Origin of the sequence: Natrinema sp. HArc-T2 (assembly GCF_041821085.1) — an archaeon.
Classification (GTDB): Archaea; Halobacteriota; Halobacteria; order Halobacteriales; family Natrialbaceae; genus Natrinema.
On sequence record NZ_JBGUAZ010000011.1, the window covers coordinates 66,886 to 80,824 of the forward strand.

Annotated in this window: 19 protein-coding genes; 8 read left to right on the forward strand and 11 right to left on the reverse strand. The window is 56.6% G+C overall.

Going from position 1 to position 13,939, the window contains the following annotated elements; all coding sequences use genetic code 11:
- Positions 1–9 precede the first annotated feature (9 nt).
- Positions 10–333, forward strand: coding sequence for a DsrE family protein (locus ACERI1_RS17730; RefSeq protein WP_373619787.1), 324 nt, complete (start codon positions 10–12; stop codon positions 331–333).
- A 30-nt stretch (positions 334–363) separates the two neighbouring features.
- Here the strand turns inward: ACERI1_RS17730 and ACERI1_RS17735 are convergent, their stop codons facing one another.
- Positions 364–1,098, reverse strand: a complete 735-nt coding sequence (locus ACERI1_RS17735; RefSeq protein WP_373619788.1) for a helix-turn-helix domain-containing protein — start codon at positions 1,096–1,098, stop codon at positions 364–366.
- An 89-nt stretch (positions 1,099–1,187) separates the two neighbouring features.
- Between ACERI1_RS17735 and ACERI1_RS17740 the strand changes: the two genes are divergently transcribed.
- A complete protein-coding gene (locus ACERI1_RS17740; RefSeq protein WP_373619789.1) occupies positions 1,188–2,300 on the forward strand; it encodes an MBL fold metallo-hydrolase in 1,113 nt (370 codons plus the stop codon).
- A gap of 3 nt (positions 2,301–2,303) precedes the next feature.
- Positions 2,304–3,596: an MFS transporter gene (locus tag ACERI1_RS17745; RefSeq protein WP_373619790.1), complete on the forward strand. Its 1,293-nt coding sequence runs from the start codon at positions 2,304–2,306 to the stop codon at positions 3,594–3,596.
- 164 nt (positions 3,597–3,760) lie between these two features.
- On the opposite strand, the gene ACERI1_RS17750 is transcribed toward ACERI1_RS17745, so the two are convergent.
- The 3 genes from ACERI1_RS17750 to ACERI1_RS17760 form a co-directional block, all read right to left on the reverse strand.
- The gene (locus tag ACERI1_RS17750; RefSeq protein ID WP_373619791.1) at positions 3,761–4,696 is read right to left on the reverse strand and encodes an ArdC-like ssDNA-binding domain-containing protein; all 936 of its coding nucleotides are present in this window, start codon (positions 4,694–4,696) and stop codon (positions 3,761–3,763) included.
- A 252-nt stretch (positions 4,697–4,948) separates the two neighbouring features.
- A complete protein-coding gene (locus ACERI1_RS17755) occupies positions 4,949–5,458 on the reverse strand; it encodes a hypothetical protein (RefSeq protein WP_373619792.1) in 510 nt (169 codons plus the stop codon).
- Positions 5,458–5,997, reverse strand: coding sequence for a helix-turn-helix domain-containing protein (locus ACERI1_RS17760; RefSeq protein ID WP_373619793.1), 540 nt, complete (start codon positions 5,995–5,997; stop codon positions 5,458–5,460). The genes ACERI1_RS17755 and ACERI1_RS17760 overlap by 1 nt, the downstream gene beginning before the upstream one ends.
- A 165-nt stretch (positions 5,998–6,162) precedes the next feature.
- Here ACERI1_RS17760 and ACERI1_RS17765 point away from each other — a divergent pair, with 165 nt between their 5' ends.
- From ACERI1_RS17765 to ACERI1_RS17780, 4 genes are all read left to right on the forward strand, one after another.
- Positions 6,163–6,474 carry an AbrB/MazE/SpoVT family DNA-binding domain-containing protein gene (locus ACERI1_RS17765; protein WP_373619794.1) on the forward strand — a complete coding sequence of 104 codons (312 nt, stop codon included), beginning with the start codon at positions 6,163–6,165 and terminating at the stop codon, positions 6,472–6,474.
- Positions 6,471–6,677, forward strand: coding sequence for a type II toxin-antitoxin system VapC family toxin (locus ACERI1_RS17770; protein WP_373619795.1), 207 nt, complete (start codon positions 6,471–6,473; stop codon positions 6,675–6,677). Before ACERI1_RS17765 ends, ACERI1_RS17770 begins: the two co-directional genes overlap by 4 nt.
- Before the next feature lie 456 nt (positions 6,678–7,133).
- A complete protein-coding gene (locus tag ACERI1_RS17775) occupies positions 7,134–7,793 on the forward strand; it encodes an IS110 family transposase (RefSeq protein WP_373619796.1) in 660 nt (219 codons plus the stop codon).
- Positions 7,794–7,813: 20 nt separating this feature from the next.
- Entirely contained in the window at positions 7,814–8,125 is a 312-nt protein-coding gene (locus ACERI1_RS17780; protein ID WP_373619805.1) for a transposase, read from the forward strand.
- A gap of 305 nt (positions 8,126–8,430) precedes the next feature.
- On the opposite strand, the gene ACERI1_RS17785 is transcribed toward ACERI1_RS17780, so the two are convergent.
- Positions 8,431–9,402, reverse strand: coding sequence for a winged helix-turn-helix domain-containing protein (locus tag ACERI1_RS17785; RefSeq protein WP_373619797.1), 972 nt, complete (start codon positions 9,400–9,402; stop codon positions 8,431–8,433).
- A gap of 310 nt (positions 9,403–9,712) precedes the next feature.
- On the opposite strand from ACERI1_RS17785, the gene ACERI1_RS17790 reads away from it, so the two are divergent.
- Positions 9,713–10,621, forward strand: a complete 909-nt coding sequence (locus ACERI1_RS17790) for a class I SAM-dependent methyltransferase (RefSeq protein ID WP_373619798.1) — start codon at positions 9,713–9,715, stop codon at positions 10,619–10,621.
- A 133-nt stretch (positions 10,622–10,754) separates the two neighbouring features.
- Here ACERI1_RS17790 and ACERI1_RS17795 read toward each other — a convergent pair whose 3' ends face one another.
- The 6 genes from ACERI1_RS17795 to ACERI1_RS17820 all read right to left on the reverse strand — a co-directional run bounded on the left by ACERI1_RS17795 (position 10,755) and on the right by ACERI1_RS17820 (position 13,837).
- Positions 10,755–11,042: an amphi-Trp domain-containing protein gene (locus tag ACERI1_RS17795; protein ID WP_373619799.1), complete on the reverse strand. Its 288-nt coding sequence runs from the start codon at positions 11,040–11,042 to the stop codon at positions 10,755–10,757.
- A gap of 93 nt (positions 11,043–11,135) precedes the next feature.
- On the reverse strand, positions 11,136–11,408 hold the full coding sequence (locus ACERI1_RS17800; protein ID WP_373619800.1) for a PadR family transcriptional regulator: 273 nt from the start codon (positions 11,406–11,408) through the stop codon (positions 11,136–11,138).
- Positions 11,409–11,597: 189 nt separating this feature from the next.
- Positions 11,598–11,891 (reverse strand): PadR family transcriptional regulator, encoded by a 294-nt coding sequence (locus ACERI1_RS17805; protein ID WP_373619801.1) that lies wholly within the window; start codon positions 11,889–11,891, stop codon positions 11,598–11,600.
- A 226-nt stretch (positions 11,892–12,117) separates the two neighbouring features.
- Positions 12,118–12,687, reverse strand: a complete 570-nt coding sequence (locus tag ACERI1_RS17810) for a hypothetical protein (protein WP_373619802.1) — start codon at positions 12,685–12,687, stop codon at positions 12,118–12,120.
- Positions 12,684–13,052, reverse strand: a complete 369-nt coding sequence (locus ACERI1_RS17815; protein ID WP_373619803.1) for a hypothetical protein — start codon at positions 13,050–13,052, stop codon at positions 12,684–12,686. The genes ACERI1_RS17810 and ACERI1_RS17815 overlap by 4 nt, the downstream gene beginning before the upstream one ends.
- 272 nt (positions 13,053–13,324) lie before the next feature.
- Positions 13,325–13,837 (reverse strand): hypothetical protein, encoded by a 513-nt coding sequence (locus tag ACERI1_RS17820; RefSeq protein ID WP_373619804.1) that lies wholly within the window; start codon positions 13,835–13,837, stop codon positions 13,325–13,327.
- Between the last annotated feature and the right edge of the window lie 102 nt (positions 13,838–13,939).

Sequence of the window (13,939 nt, forward strand, 5' to 3'; positions counted from 1 at the left end):
AGCTTGCCTATGAACATTGGAATCATCTTGGAGACGAACGACCCTGAGCGCGTCTGGAACGCGTTTCGTCTTGCAAATACAGCGCTCGAGGCGGACCATATGGTTGAGGTCTTTCTTCTCGGTGATGGCGTCGAGGCACCGGACCTCGAGCATGAGAAATTCAATCCACATGGCGTGATGCGAAAATACACTCAGAATGGAGGTGATCTCTTCGCGTGTGGGACGTGTCTTGATTCCCGCGACCTCGAGGCAGACGACCTCAGACCACGGGCCACGATGGACGACTACCTACGTATCGTCGAAGACGCCGAAAAAGTACTCACAATTGGGTAACTGGACCACGTCCGGAGTGACAATACCCGGTCAGTCAGCTGCCTGTTCAGCCTGCCGGGTCCGATCTACCTCTAATGGGTCTGCCGTCGAGGTCGCGGTGACCAGTCGCAGGAACTGTCCTGCGTTCGTGAGGAGTTTGTTCTCGGCCTTCCGAAGGTGTTCTTCGTACGTCGAGCGTGCGACGGCAGTCTGTTCGGCCAGTTCACGAAGTGATGTCTTCCGGGGTTGTTCGTAGTAGCCGCTTTCCAGTGCCAGTCGAAGTGCTGCTAGCTGCCGCTCAGTGATGTCTTCGAACAGTTGATCGACCGGGGCGAGCATACTGTGGGGAATCTGCTGTTCCGTGATCGCCGTTTTCGAAAGCACCTCGATATCACGATCGCCCTCTAAATCCTGTAGCAGTGCGCGGACGTCGTTCTCATCGAATGCAATTACAGTGTAGTGCTCCCAGCCTTGTCGATGGACTGTCGGCGGCTGGTACAGACAATTGTACTGTTCGAACCGATCGATGATCGAATCCTCTAACGAACAGAGACAAGACTGTGTAACGACGTGGAGACCAGAGTCGTCAATTGACTTGTGGAGAAGTGTTCCTATTTGATCGATCTCTTCGAGGAGTTCATCGGCTGGCAATTCTGGAGAGGTAATTTCGATCACTTGGCAGTCGTTCAGGTACCACTCGCGGATTGTGAGATCCGGATAGTGTTCCGAAATTTCACGATACGGACACTCGTGTTTGACCCGGAACGAAGCCTCGTACAGACTCATAGAGGACTCTTTGGCCTGGTACGAATTAACAGTACCGGTCATGTCCGGCATCACCTATATCCTAATACTTCTCATATGTGTGAATACTAATGGCGGAGATTAGCCCCGATGAACTCGGTAATCGATTGCAGAACGACGAAGACGACTTGCTCGTGGTCGATATTCGCCACGAAGAAGAGTACGACGGCTGGCATATCCCAGGTAGCGTCAACGTTGATGTCTACGACGAACTGACCGACGACCCTGAGGCGGCAAAGGAGAGCCTCGTAGACCTTCCTACAGAGAAGGAGATCGTTACTGTCTGCGGGGCAGGCGTCGCTGCAGCAACAGCAGCTGATGTCCTCCAAGAACTGGATTACGACGCGAAAACTCTCGTGGATGGGATGAACGGCTGGAGCCGTGTTCACCGCTCCACGCCAGTTCAGGCAGACCTTGACGGGACGCTTATCCAAGTTGCGCGTCCGGGCAAGGGGTGCCTCTCGCACGTCCTCGTTTCGGACGGTGAAGCCGCCATCTTCGATCCGTCACACTACTTTGAAGAATACGAGATAATTCTCGACGACTACGACGCCGACCTTGTCGGCGTCTTTGACACGCACGCCCACGCCGATCACGTCTCTGGCGCTGCGGAGCTTGCTGATCGACACGGTGTTCCCTACTACCTCCATCCGAAAGACGCACTCGCTATCGACGCGACCTCCCTCGAAGATGGCCAGACCGTGACCATCGGCCAGCTCGACATTGAAGTTATCCATACACCGGGACACAGCGAAGGAAGCGTCTCGTTCGACATCGACGGGGCAGCACTTATTACGGGCGACACGCTCTTCCACGAGAGCGTGGGCCGCGTCGAACTCGGTGTCGAAGCTGGCATCGAAGACTCCGACGTTGAGCAGAACGCCGCGACGCTCTACGAGAGCCTGCAGCGACTGCTCAACCGACCGGACGATGCACTTGTCCTACCGGCGCATGATCCTGGTTCGCCGGAACCGCCTGTGACTGCAACTCTGAGCGAAGTCCGAGAGCAGAACGAAGATCTCAGCCGTAACCGCGAGGAATTCATCCAGGAACTCGCGTCGGATATCCCGGATCATCCGCCGAACTTCGAGCGCGTCAAGCGAACGAACGTGGGACAAGAATCTGTCCCCGCTGACGAGCTAGCCGAGCTGGAACTGGGCCCGAACAACTGCGCAGCGGAGTGATCTATGAGCACGGAAACTGAACTCAAACAGGGCATCCGCGAGCATCTCGGACAGTTCTCGCTCCACGTCCTCCTGGTATTCGCCACCGGGCTGACCATCGGATCCGAACGCGCCGTTGTGCCTGTCCTCGGCCGTGACGTACTCGGCGTCGAGTCGCTGTTCGTCATCGGCTCGTTCGTTGTCTCGTTCGGCTTTGTCAAAGGACTCCTGAACCTCTACGCTGGCAAGTGGGGCGGTGAATACGGTCGCAAGCCCGTGCTCGTCCTCGGGTGGGTGACTGCACTGCCGATCCCGGTCATCCTCATCTTTGCGCCGAGCTGGGGCTGGATCACCGTCGGGAACATCCTGCTGGGTATCAACCAGGCGTTGACCTGGAGTATGGCGATCAACGCCAAGATTGACCTTGCAGGCCCCGAGCAACGAGGGTTAGCCGTGGGTATCGACGAGGCATTCGGATACAGTGGCGTCGCCGTCGGTGCCTGGGTCACGGGTATCATCGCTGCCCGAACGAGTCTCCGGCCTGAGCCGTTCTACTTCCTCGCTGTCGTCGTCGTGCTGGCGTTCCTGATCTCGATCTTCCTCATCAAGGAGACCGTCCAGTTCGCGGAGGTAGAAGTTGATGATGACGATCACCACGATGCGAACCTCCCATTCGGCGAGGTGCTAAAGCGGGCGACCTACGGCGACAAGACGCTGTTTGCCGCGGCACAAGCGGGCCACATCGAGAAGTTCGTCGATACACTGTTCTGGCTCGCTGTTCCACTGTATCTCACGAGTCAAGGCCTCGGAATCGCAGCGGCCGGGTTCGTTGTCGGCATCCATAGCGCGATGTACTTCTTCCAGATTGCAACCGGTGGACTCGCAGATCGGATCGGTCGCCGTCCGCCGGTCGTCGTCGGAATGTTCCTTACCGGTGCGGGCGTCCTCGGGATGGTACTTGTCGATGGGTATCTCCCGTGGGCCGTTCTCTCGGGTGTGTCCGGCCTCGGAATGGCGTTGCTCTACCCGAATCTGATGACGGTTCCGGGCGACGCAGCACACCCGACGTGGCGTGCGACTGGGATGGGTGTCTATCGGATGTGGCGTGACTCGGGCTACGGCGTCGGCGCAATCCTAATCGGGCTCTCAATGGAGTTCGTGAATGCCGAAGCTGCCTTCTATCTGACCGCTGCCCTGATGTTCGTCTCTGGGACGATCGTGTACATCTGGATGGAAGAGACCCACCCCGACTTCGGGACGCACGAACCTCCTGCACCAGCTCCTGAGCAGCCTGGTCAAACGCTCCCTCAAGACTAGCTTAGCAAAACGTCTTTTTGTGGGAGACAGCTGTATCCAATGTTCATTTTTGCCGAAAGCTGCGCGATTATGCCTGCCGTTTTTGTGGAATACTAAGAACCGAATCTCGAGATCAGTGTGTTAGCTTGTCGAGCGCATCGGTGATTTCCAGTAGAGGCACTCGATCACTCATTGTCGGTTACCCCGCTGACGATGTCGATGATCTCCTGGGCGGTCGAACTGATCCGCTCAAGTCGGTCGAGGATCGTTTCGGGCTCGTCACCGTGCCACGCAGCGAGGTAGAACGCTGACCCACTGGTATCCAACTCGAAGTGCCGTCCAACGATGTAACCGACCGCTTCGGCCTCGAGCTCACGTTTCGATCGCTCAGCCTCGTCGTCGACGCCGCTGTGTAACAGCGCATGGGCGTACTCATGAACGAGCGTGACGGCGAGGTCAGCATTGTTCTCGCGATCTCGGACGGCGACGCGTGGCCGTTTCGCTGGCCGATACTGGCAGACGCCCTTGGCGTTCTTATGCGACCAGTCCTGGGGTGGCACGACCTCTACGTCTACCTCGAGTGAGTTTGCTGCCTCAAGGAGTGCGGGAACCAACTCGTCAGCCTGTCCTCTGGCTTCTGTCTCGAGGTTGGGCAGTGGCTCGCCGTCAGTCTGTGAGATATCGAAGACGGGTGCTGGCCGAAAGCCTACGAGTCCCTTTTCCCAACTGTCCGGAGGGGTTTCATCGTATTCACAGTCACTGCGCTCGTGGTACGACGGCGAGTTCCCACAGTCGGGACACTGTTTTGCAATGATAGGCGCCCAGATCCAGATCGCCGTCTCCCCCTCTTTGACGTGTCGGTCAAACTCGTTTTGCCATGTTCGGTAGCCGGCAACGCGTGTTGCCTGCGGACACTGGAGTTTGATCAACAGCGTGTTCCGGTGCGAGTAGTCATGGAACCGACTCTGGACATCCAACCACTCTGTGAACTGCTCGCTCGAGACGGCGTCATCGACCTCATCGACGAGGTCCTGGACCCATGCCTCGATCGTACTGTGCATCTCATCGTGCCGGGTGTCCGAATCGTCGAACGTTTCCCGGGAGCTGCTGCTCGTAGCCATATTTGATCACTGCTTCTCGAGTCGAGTCGAATCGAACTGAACTCGAGAAGACCTCCACCCCTCAGGGGGTCTCAAAAATACGCTGGACTCGAGCAGCTGGAGAGTTGTTAGCGGTGGCGGTGAGGATGCCAAGCCCCCGCCCTTAAGGAGCCGCCGAAGGCGGCGAGTAGGGCGGGGTAGTTCACTTAAGAAGTCCCGCGGACCTTTATAGGCGGAACAGGTCGGATGTGTTGGGGCCAACCCCGTGACGGTTTACTTGGTGACAGAGACAGCTGAGTCGAGTCCAGCAGGGTGTCCGTTCTCACACTCAACAGCTGAGACTGCATCTGGAAGAGCTGCAAGCCTGTGTGCGACGACATCAAGCGGATGTGAGTCAACAAACTGCGCCGGTTGATGAGTGACAGCCATTGAGCCATCGTTGACTTGCAAATGAACTGGCCCAAGGTCGTCATGCGTATCGTCCTGATGCCAGCCGACGAGTAGATTTTGTTCTGATTCGATCCAGTTGAACCAGTAGTACTCGTATGGGTCTCCGGTCTGCAGTTGAAAGCCGATCTCGATGCGAGCTACTGTTGCTGGATAGTTGCTGTCGCCAAGGTACTGTCGTGGGTTTACTTCGCCGACGACCCGATACGGGCCAGATTCACGCGGTTCGGAACGTCGTCGACGAACATTGTCGAACTCGCGGCTGAGTCGATTCTGGATACGGTCGTGAAGCCGCTTACTCTGCAATTTCTTCCGATTAGCGAGAAAGACAACCATTAGACGAGTGCCGAGTGTGAGTCTGTTTTGGGTGAGGAGAGTTCAACCACATCACCATATAACTGCAATGCATGCTTCACGAGCCCGAGTTCTGTGTTGATCGACTCCCACGTCGCGATCACGTTGCGGCGTTCACGAAGCTCGTCGGCTGAGAGTTCGTCTGCAGCGAATTGCTCCCGAAACTCGTTGAGTGACTGGACGGCATACTCGTCTGCCAACTCTTCCTGCTCTTGTTTCAAATCTGTGAGTTGGCTCTCCAGTTCGTCGCGTGAATGCTTCTCGATCAGATTGGTGACCTCATCGAAGAGCATCCGAACGGGATTCAGATCATACGCTTTTGTTCCATTGACAGTCGTCTCTGTAACCCAGTCATCGCTCTGCAGTCGCTGGAGTTCATCGTCGGCTGTTGCGCGTGAAACATTCGCCCGGTCTGCAATTTCCTGCACTGGCGTAGGCTCCTCCAATAATTCTACGACGTACCGGATACGCTCACGGCCACTCATGTCTTCCCTCCACGACCTTGGATTTGATTCGGTCATCGTACTACCACTTGTACTACACGACTCAAATAATTTTCCCTAGCTCAAATAATCAAACAGTAGCGATAGCAGTCTAGTACCTGAACTGCGCTTTTCGTGATGATTTTCCATTGCAGTCGACGAGCCAGGAACAGAGCCAAGTAATTCGGTGTGGAAGTATTACCTGTGTCAAGTAATACACCGTCTAATGGTGAGGAGCGTGTCGTCTCTGTCACCGAAAAAGGGCAGGCGACGATCCCCAAGCAGCTTCGGGAGAAACACGGCATTCCTGCGCCAGGACGAGTCAAATTCCTCGAGAACGAGGATGGAGAAATCGTTGTCCGGCCAGTCGGCTCAATGCGAGAGTTCCGCGGTCTCGAGCGCGATGGCGATGAGGACCGTCCCGCAACAGCGGTCCTGCGTGAGGAACGCGAACGCGACAAACAGCGAGCCGATGACGTCGTAGAGTGCTTTTCCAGCGACCCGGAGGACGAATGACGGACACGATCGTTTTTGATACGGAACCACTCGTTGCCTATCTGGACGATGAACCAGGGAGTGATACTGTCGAAGAGTGGATTGACCGCGTTGCATCTGGCGAGATCGAGGGCTACATCAGTCCAGTAACGAAAACAGAGATTCTCTACGTTGGGTCTCGAGTTGGATTCCGCCCTGCTGATGTCCGAGCAAGTCTCGAATGACTCGAAGAGTTAGGTGTCACAGTTTCTGATCCTCGAGAGTGTTGGGACGGTGCAGCCGCGCTCAAGGAAGCGTATACGATGGCACTCGGCGATGCATATGCACTTGCGACGGCCGACGCTGTCGATGGAACACTTCTCGTTGGGGCAGACGATAATTTCGATGACGTAGAAGATGACGTTGTGAGGTTTCGCGACGAGCCAGTCTAGTGGGTCTGTTGAACCCCTCAGAAGTTGACATATGCTGCGTGCTGAATATAGAGAATCCATGAAAATCCCGCAGATAAGGGTCTAGGCCGTGAACGAGGCACTAGGGACTGGCTGAGACCGCAATCCATCCGGTGCGATAAGCACGCTACTAGAGAATGGTCCGAGCCCGTGACAAGACGCGGAATCTTGTGCCACCGAGCACGTATAGGAGGATCTCTCGTTCACGCCACAGTCCCAAGGAGGCGTCCTATGTACCTCGGAATAGACACCCACACACGATACTCGCAAGTTGCCGTCGTTGTCCACGACGGCAACTTGCAAGATGAGATTCGCTTGCCAAACGATCGTCTTGACGAACTCGCCGAACAGTACGCCGGTGGCGAAGCTGCGATCGAAGCATCTGGCCACTACCGCCCGGTGTACGAGATGCTCGACGAGCATCTCGACGTAACACTCGTCAACCCTTCAAAGAACAGGGTCATCGCCGATGCGACGGTCAAGACCGATCGCATCGACGCGAAACGACTCGCACACATGCTTCGGGCGGACATGCTCGTTGAGAGTTACGTCCCGTCGGACGAGATCCGCACATTGCGGGATCTCGTCCGAACGAGGAAGGCGCTCGTCGAAGAACGGACAGCAGAGAAAAACCGCGTCAGAGCTGTCCTCAAGCGCACCGACAACGCCTACGACAGCGAGTTGTTCGGCCCAACTGGGCGAGAGTTCCTCGCGGAACTCTCGCTCAGTGATGCTGATCGAACGATCGTCGAAGCACACCTCTCCGTGATCGACGAGTACGACGCACAGATCGAGAAGCTCGAAGCAAAGATCGAGCAGAAGACACTGGAATCGCCAGCAGCCCAGCGGCTGCTGTCGATTCCGGGTGTTGGCCAGTCCACGGCGCGGTAATCGTTGCAGAAATCGGTGAGATTGATCGGTTTGACCGGCAGGAAGAGTTGGTGAGTTACGCTGGACTCGATCCAATGGTTCATCAGTCCGGCGACATGGAAGTCCATGGAAGCATCAGCAAAGAGGGCTCAGCGCCACTGCGCTGGGCCCTCGTCCAATGTGCCCATGTTTCCGTCCGGTACGACGATTACCTCGGCAACTTCTACACACGGTTGAAACAGCGGAAAAACAAGCAGATAGCGATTGTTGCAACAGCTCGGAAAATGCTGGTCTCCATCTTCTACATGCTGAAGCGACAGGAGCCGTACGATCCACCGGAGGTGAGTGCCTGAGCGACGGTTCGCGTCGCTCAGGCACGGCTTGCTTTCGTCCGCACAGCCACCGCTACCGCAACAGGATTGCCCCCGCCTGCCGAGAGATTCTTTCTCTGAAGTGGCCGCTGTCGGGTGATTCCGCAGCTGCGTTCGGGTGAGCCGGGCGGCTCACCCGAACAACTATTGTCAGTGGTGTGGTATAGCTCAGTGCGGGATTTTCATAGGAGGATGGAATTCATCATGACGACTAGTCATCGTAAGCGGCTATTCCTGATATCAGTGTCCGAGTATCAACTCTCGAGGAATGGAAATCCTATCTCCCGTCAGGGTTGTCGCTCTCGCCGACTCTCTTTCACGAGCTCCATCCGTTCGTCGTACGTGAACTGAAGCATTTCATTTTCCAATGGAATCGAGATACGGATGCGAAGGGGATCCATCGAGACCAGGTCCTCCTCGAAGTCGAGCAGAAGCGTGCGTTGCTCGTGCGTGGCGAGGTCGAACTCGACGCCGTGCTCGTAGAAGAACGCAATTAGCGCCGGCTGTCTCGACGGATAGAACAACGTCGGCATCTGCCACCGGTACTTGCAGCCCTCGCAGACGTGCGAGACCAGCACCCGGAAGATCGATCCGCAGTTCTCGCAGAACTGGTATTCGTCCCAGTCCGGGCGATGATCCTCGCAGATATCGATCGCAGTGACGGGCATATCGCCCGCGCACTCTGGGCAGACGCCGTCCATCACCGACGCCCGCCGGTGAGCGCCCCAGATCCGATCCGCCTCATTGATCTCATTGGGCGTACGGTCGCGCAGCCCCGACGGAGGGAACTCGTTTTTGCTGATGACGCCAGGTGGGAAGGATTCGACGCACCGGGCGTCACAGCTGGTACATTCCAGGTAGCGCCACCCGTCCCGGTAGCTCCATTCCACACCACCCCCGCAGTACCAACAGGAGATATCTACGGCCACGGGGTCGATCTCCGGGTTGTCGATCGCTGTACCGGACAACAGCATCCTGACGACCCGTTTGCCCGAGTCCATGAGCTCGTAGCCTGCGTCGGTTCGTCGGACGAACCTATCTAGCAGCTTGTTTAGGTGGTAGTTCAAACGGCCGGGATCCTCGACGCCGAGGCGCTCGCGGAGGTCCGCGAACCGCACGGGCGTCTCCTGGGCGGGATCGTGGGCGTCCCAGAGCACCCGCAAGATGCCAATCCGGGTCTCGTCCGAGAGAAGTTGGAACGCCTCGTTGCCGCCGGCACCGGCCGACGAGGGCGATTCGCTCGTGCTCGAGGGATCCATGCTGCCGAATACGTGAACGAGTGGGATAACCCTTCTCCGCGGTATCACACCGCACGGGAACTCGGACCCTCTTTTGACTTGGCAATCGCCAGGTTAGGCCGCACCTAGGCGCCATCGGGACCTACGTGTCGGATTGCAAATAGAAGCGAGGTTCGATCGGCATCCCGATAGAAATATCGTTCTAATTATACTTAATCCGAAGGCGGCCGAAGTCGTGCACGAGCACCAACGATGGCAACCAATTCGAAACAGTACTGGGGCCGTTCAGTTGGGGACCACCGCACCAGTGCCTACCAACGGAGAGGATGGCATGTCTTTCAATGAGTCGAAGCCGGACAGCGGCTATGAGGCGGCATTGAACGATCATTACGGGGTACCGGACCTCGGTGACGAGATCCTCGACGCGCTCGACGCCGCCGGAAAGGACATCGACGCGCTCACCCGGGACGATATCGCATCGTTCGACGAGTTCCACATTCGCGGGCTTGATGCAACCCGTGAAGTCGCCGAAATCGCTGGAATCGGGGACCGCGATCGCGTTCTCGATGTCGGTTGTGGTATCGGTGGGCCCGCCCGTACCCTCGCTGCCGAGTTCGATTGTGATGTCGTCGGAGTCGATGTAATCGAGGAGTATTGCCGGGCAGCGGCACTGTTTACCGACCGGGTGGGGCTGACCGACGAGGTTCGCTTTCAGCACGGGAACGCCCTCGACCTACCGTTCGAGGACGAGGCATTCGACGTCGTCTGGTTCGAGCACACGCTGATGAACATCGAGGCCAAGGAGGTGGTTTTCGAGGAAGCTCGACGTGTCTTGAGACCTGGAGGCACACTCGCACTCTACGAAATTTGCGCCGGATCAGGCGGCGATACTGTGTTCCCGGTCCCCTGGGCATCGGATGCGTCCCTCAGCAATCTCGTTAAACCCGAGCGTCTCCAAGAACTCGTTACGGATATCGGTTTCGACGAGTTCGCCTGGCAGGATGTCACCGAGCCGAGCCTCGAGTGGTTCCGCGACGTAGTCGAGTCGATGCAGTCACGACCTCCGACTGCGCCACAACCGCTCGGACTCAACCTCCTCATGGGGTCCGAGACGCCGGTGAAAGCAATGAATGTCGTTCAGAACCTAGAGGAGGAACGGATTGTCGTCATCCAAGGCATATACGAACGGGTCAGTCTCCCGTCTGGTAGGTCTTCCGGAACAGCAACCGATATCGAGTAGTGAAATTCACGACATCCATGTGGGCCATTCTGCGTTTCGTCAGTACTGGATAAGCGCCTTGTGTTCAGCACGCGATTCCGAATATCTATCAGTCCTGATAGACCGTCCAGCGTTCAATAAGCACGCGGAGTGACTATTCGATTTCTAGCTGGCCACTGCCGCTGCCCTCCCCATTGGCGTTCTCATCCCATTCGAGTTCGAACTCGACACTTAATTCAGTCATATTGCCAGCCGGGCCTTCGCGTTCAGCTTTGACCTCAAAGGTCGGTCGGGCAGGAGGATTCAGGGTTACAGACTCGGAGCCTGCTTTCAGGCTGATAGCGTTTCCGTTGTCGAGATTGTCCGCGACTTTCCGAAGGTACGATGCAATCTCTTCTCGACTCTGGTCGCTTTCCGATTTGAACAGAACTTCTTCAGGCATACTGAACGATACGTTGCCTGCCCCGATAAGTGAATCCCCTGTACTTACCGATTCGGAGAGCAAAGCAAGAATCCAGATGGCTTCCAATTTCGATTAGTCGATGTACTGGGATTCCCACTCACGACGAGCCTCGATTGCTTGCTCGCCGTCTGCTGTTATCGCATAGTAGTTTGTGCGCCTGTCGAGTTGTCCTTTCTCGACAAGGTCCTTATTCACAACCGTATCGAGATTGGGATATAGTCGCCCGTGATTGATCTCTGAACTGTAGTACTGCTCGATCTCGTCTTTGACGTCCTGTCCAGATGGCTGGTCAGCGCCCGCGATCACGTACAGCAGGTCTCGTTGGAATCCTGTAAGGTCGTCCATGGCTCAGCCATTCAGGCGAGATGATATTTGTTATTCCACACGTACGTAGATGTAAGCGAATCCAACTAGTCGATTCTTTATACTACTAGCCAGCTCTCTTTCCGTTCACGATATCCTGTGGCTGTGATCGTGATGGAACGACACTCGAGGGGCCCGATCTAGTACGCACACTCAGCAGTCACAGTTGTTTCACTCTGAGTCAGACAGTAGCTTACCGATGTACTGATTTTCCCACTCCCGGCGGGCCTCGAGTTCGCGTTGACCACGGGCAGTGATCGTGTAGGAGTTCGTCCGACGATCAACTTGGCCTTTCTCGACAAGCCCTTTGTCGACGACCTCGTCGAGATTCGGATACAGTCGCCCGTGATGGACCTCATTCTCATAGTATTCCTCGAGTTCGTCTTGGATCGCGAGGCCATGCAACTCGTCCTGACCGGAGATCACGTACAGGAGGTCACGCTGGAATTTGGTGAGATCGTACATATCTGAATGTGAGTATATTGACTGATGAAGTTTTCTAGGTCAAGTGGCACCACAGAAATTTTCTTCTTACTATCCCCAGCGATTTCCAAGGGACACAACATGTTACAACCACAGGCCATTCCGAAGTGGCGTTGACTGTTCCTGTGTGAAGGGAAAGTCTCGCCCCCACCTCACTCGCTCGGCCACTTTTGACGCACCACTCGGAACGTGTCGATCGCAGGACAGACTACTCTTCGAGGCGCTGGAGCAATTGCGTGACGTAGGGACTGTTCTCCCAGCTCCGGTGTGGGCTAATCGTTGTGATCAGTATTCTCGCTTCCTCCTTGGTCATATGCCCGTTCCGGGAGTAGTCGCAGATGAGACGCGGCGTCGGGACGATCCGCGGCCCCTGAAGCACGGCGTGGATGAGTGGAAAGTTCGTTCCGCCGAACTCGTCGGTGAGAAACCCGTCGACGGCGAGTGCGTTCGCGAGGACGATACCATCAGTTTCGCCGTCATCGAGGCCGAACGTCGGCCGGGAGTCCGGGGTATCGTCGCGTTCGTAGGGATCCTCGACCGTGTAGTGGTTGCGGGCCGCGAGAACGTTGCTCGCAGCCGCGGCGTGGATATCCTGATACTGTGTGATGTCGCGGAGTTCTTCGACCACTTCCGGTGGCACGAACACGTCACAGGAGGTGAGAAGGTACTGGAGTGGGTCCGGGGCGCCGGTGTCAACGGCAGCGTCAGCACGGGACACAGCGAGACTGACGAGTGCACTGGTGTCGGCGACGACCGTTCGCAGCCGTGGACCGCTCATCGATCGTCATCGGCCGCGGCGTCGACCGTCGTCACATCGCCCTCGTAGACGTCGACATCGTCGGGGGCAGCGAGACCAAGTGGCTCGTCTTCAAGGTCCGCTTTGAGAAGACGGAGTCGCTGGGCCGTCTCGGCGCCGACCAACTGCTTGACCGTCTCGAACTCGAGCTGGTCGTCGTAGTACTTCGTTGCGACGAGTTCCTGGAACGTCTCGTTGTCGGCAGTGTCTTCGATGTACTCCCGGATGGCCTCGACGAGGAGATCCGTCCGATCCTTATCAAAAAGATCGGCGATCGCATCGAGCCGGTCAACGAGATACTCCGGTGACTGGAAATGAACCCGTCGGGGATCGTCGCTCGTGCTCATTCTATGTGCATGTTCTGCACATAGTTTCATAACGGTTTCGGCGATTGCACAGAGCTTGCACATCAAAGTCTCAGAATCAGGAATCGGACACTCCAATAGCGTCGTGTACCTGTGACTTATATAAACGAGTCCGGATTAGCCGATCTTCTCAGTAGATCAGCAGTGGAATATTAGATCATTCATAGAACCAAGATCGGCACGTACAGAGTCTGTGAAGACTTCTGCCCCACCACCTCCGACAGTATGAGAAACGATGGGCGACAGCGTCGGTGTCAGGGCTCCTCGAGCAGTGACCGGGCACGTTGCACGTAGCTGTTTGCGTCCCAGCTGCGGGCATCGCTGATCTCGTCGAGAATAGCACGAGCATCGGCAGCTGACAGCTGTTCGGTGCGAACGAGTACTGAGAGCAGCGTTGGCGTCGTGACGAGCCGGGTATCGGCGAGCGAGGCGTGGACCAGGCCGAGTTGATTGAACTCATCACAGAGCAATAGTGTGGCGTCGAGGTCATTCGCGAGGGTGACAGCAGCGTTTTCGCCGTCATCAAGCGGAAATTCGGCGTCGAGGTCGACTGATCGGGCCTCGAGCGTCTTAGTTCGGTCGAGGACGGTCGTTGCAGCCCGACCGTGTACGTCATCATAAGAGGCAATCTCTCGTAGTTCCTCGATGACCACTGTTGGGACGATGACTTCGTAGCAGGACAGACAGAGCTCGAGTGGATCGGGGTCATCGTCAGCAACGACCCCGAGACTCACGAGGGCAGAGGCGTCAGCGACGAGCGTCGACATTTATGTGTCGGCGACCTCGTCGACGAAGTCCTCGTCCAGTTGCTGTTTCAACACTCGGAGATTCGCCGCCTCTTCGGCACCGACGAGCGCTTTGAGTTGCTC

What these genes read in the sequence shown, in the direction of transcription:
- ACERI1_RS17730 (WP_373619787.1), top strand. Translation starts at nt 10, where the DNA reads ATGAACATTGGAATCATCTTGGAGACGAACGACCCTGAGCGCGTCTGG.
- ACERI1_RS17735 (WP_373619788.1), bottom strand. Translation starts at nt 1,098, where the DNA reads ATGAGTCTGTACGAGGCTTCGTTCCGGGTCAAACACGAGTGTCCGTAT.
- ACERI1_RS17740 (WP_373619789.1), top strand. Translation starts at nt 1,188, where the DNA reads ATGGCGGAGATTAGCCCCGATGAACTCGGTAATCGATTGCAGAACGAC.
- ACERI1_RS17745 (WP_373619790.1), top strand. Translation starts at nt 2,304, where the DNA reads ATGAGCACGGAAACTGAACTCAAACAGGGCATCCGCGAGCATCTCGGA.
- ACERI1_RS17750 (WP_373619791.1), bottom strand. Translation starts at nt 4,696, where the DNA reads ATGGCTACGAGCAGCAGCTCCCGGGAAACGTTCGACGATTCGGACACC.
- ACERI1_RS17755 (WP_373619792.1), bottom strand. Translation starts at nt 5,458, where the DNA reads ATGGTTGTCTTTCTCGCTAATCGGAAGAAATTGCAGAGTAAGCGGCTT.
- ACERI1_RS17760 (WP_373619793.1), bottom strand. Translation starts at nt 5,997, where the DNA reads ATGACCGAATCAAATCCAAGGTCGTGGAGGGAAGACATGAGTGGCCGT.
- ACERI1_RS17770 (WP_373619795.1), top strand. Translation starts at nt 6,471, where the DNA reads ATGACGGACACGATCGTTTTTGATACGGAACCACTCGTTGCCTATCTG.
- ACERI1_RS17775 (WP_373619796.1), top strand. Translation starts at nt 7,134, where the DNA reads ATGTACCTCGGAATAGACACCCACACACGATACTCGCAAGTTGCCGTC.
- ACERI1_RS17785 (WP_373619797.1), bottom strand. Translation starts at nt 9,402, where the DNA reads ATGGATCCCTCGAGCACGAGCGAATCGCCCTCGTCGGCCGGTGCCGGC.
- ACERI1_RS17790 (WP_373619798.1), top strand. Translation starts at nt 9,713, where the DNA reads ATGTCTTTCAATGAGTCGAAGCCGGACAGCGGCTATGAGGCGGCATTG.
- ACERI1_RS17795 (WP_373619799.1), bottom strand. Translation starts at nt 11,042, where the DNA reads ATGCCTGAAGAAGTTCTGTTCAAATCGGAAAGCGACCAGAGTCGAGAA.
- ACERI1_RS17800 (WP_373619800.1), bottom strand. Translation starts at nt 11,408, where the DNA reads ATGGACGACCTTACAGGATTCCAACGAGACCTGCTGTACGTGATCGCG.
- ACERI1_RS17805 (WP_373619801.1), bottom strand. Translation starts at nt 11,891, where the DNA reads ATGTACGATCTCACCAAATTCCAGCGTGACCTCCTGTACGTGATCTCC.
- ACERI1_RS17810 (WP_373619802.1), bottom strand. Translation starts at nt 12,687, where the DNA reads ATGAGCGGTCCACGGCTGCGAACGGTCGTCGCCGACACCAGTGCACTC.
- ACERI1_RS17815 (WP_373619803.1), bottom strand. Translation starts at nt 13,052, where the DNA reads ATGAGCACGAGCGACGATCCCCGACGGGTTCATTTCCAGTCACCGGAG.
- ACERI1_RS17820 (WP_373619804.1), bottom strand. Translation starts at nt 13,837, where the DNA reads ATGTCGACGCTCGTCGCTGACGCCTCTGCCCTCGTGAGTCTCGGGGTC.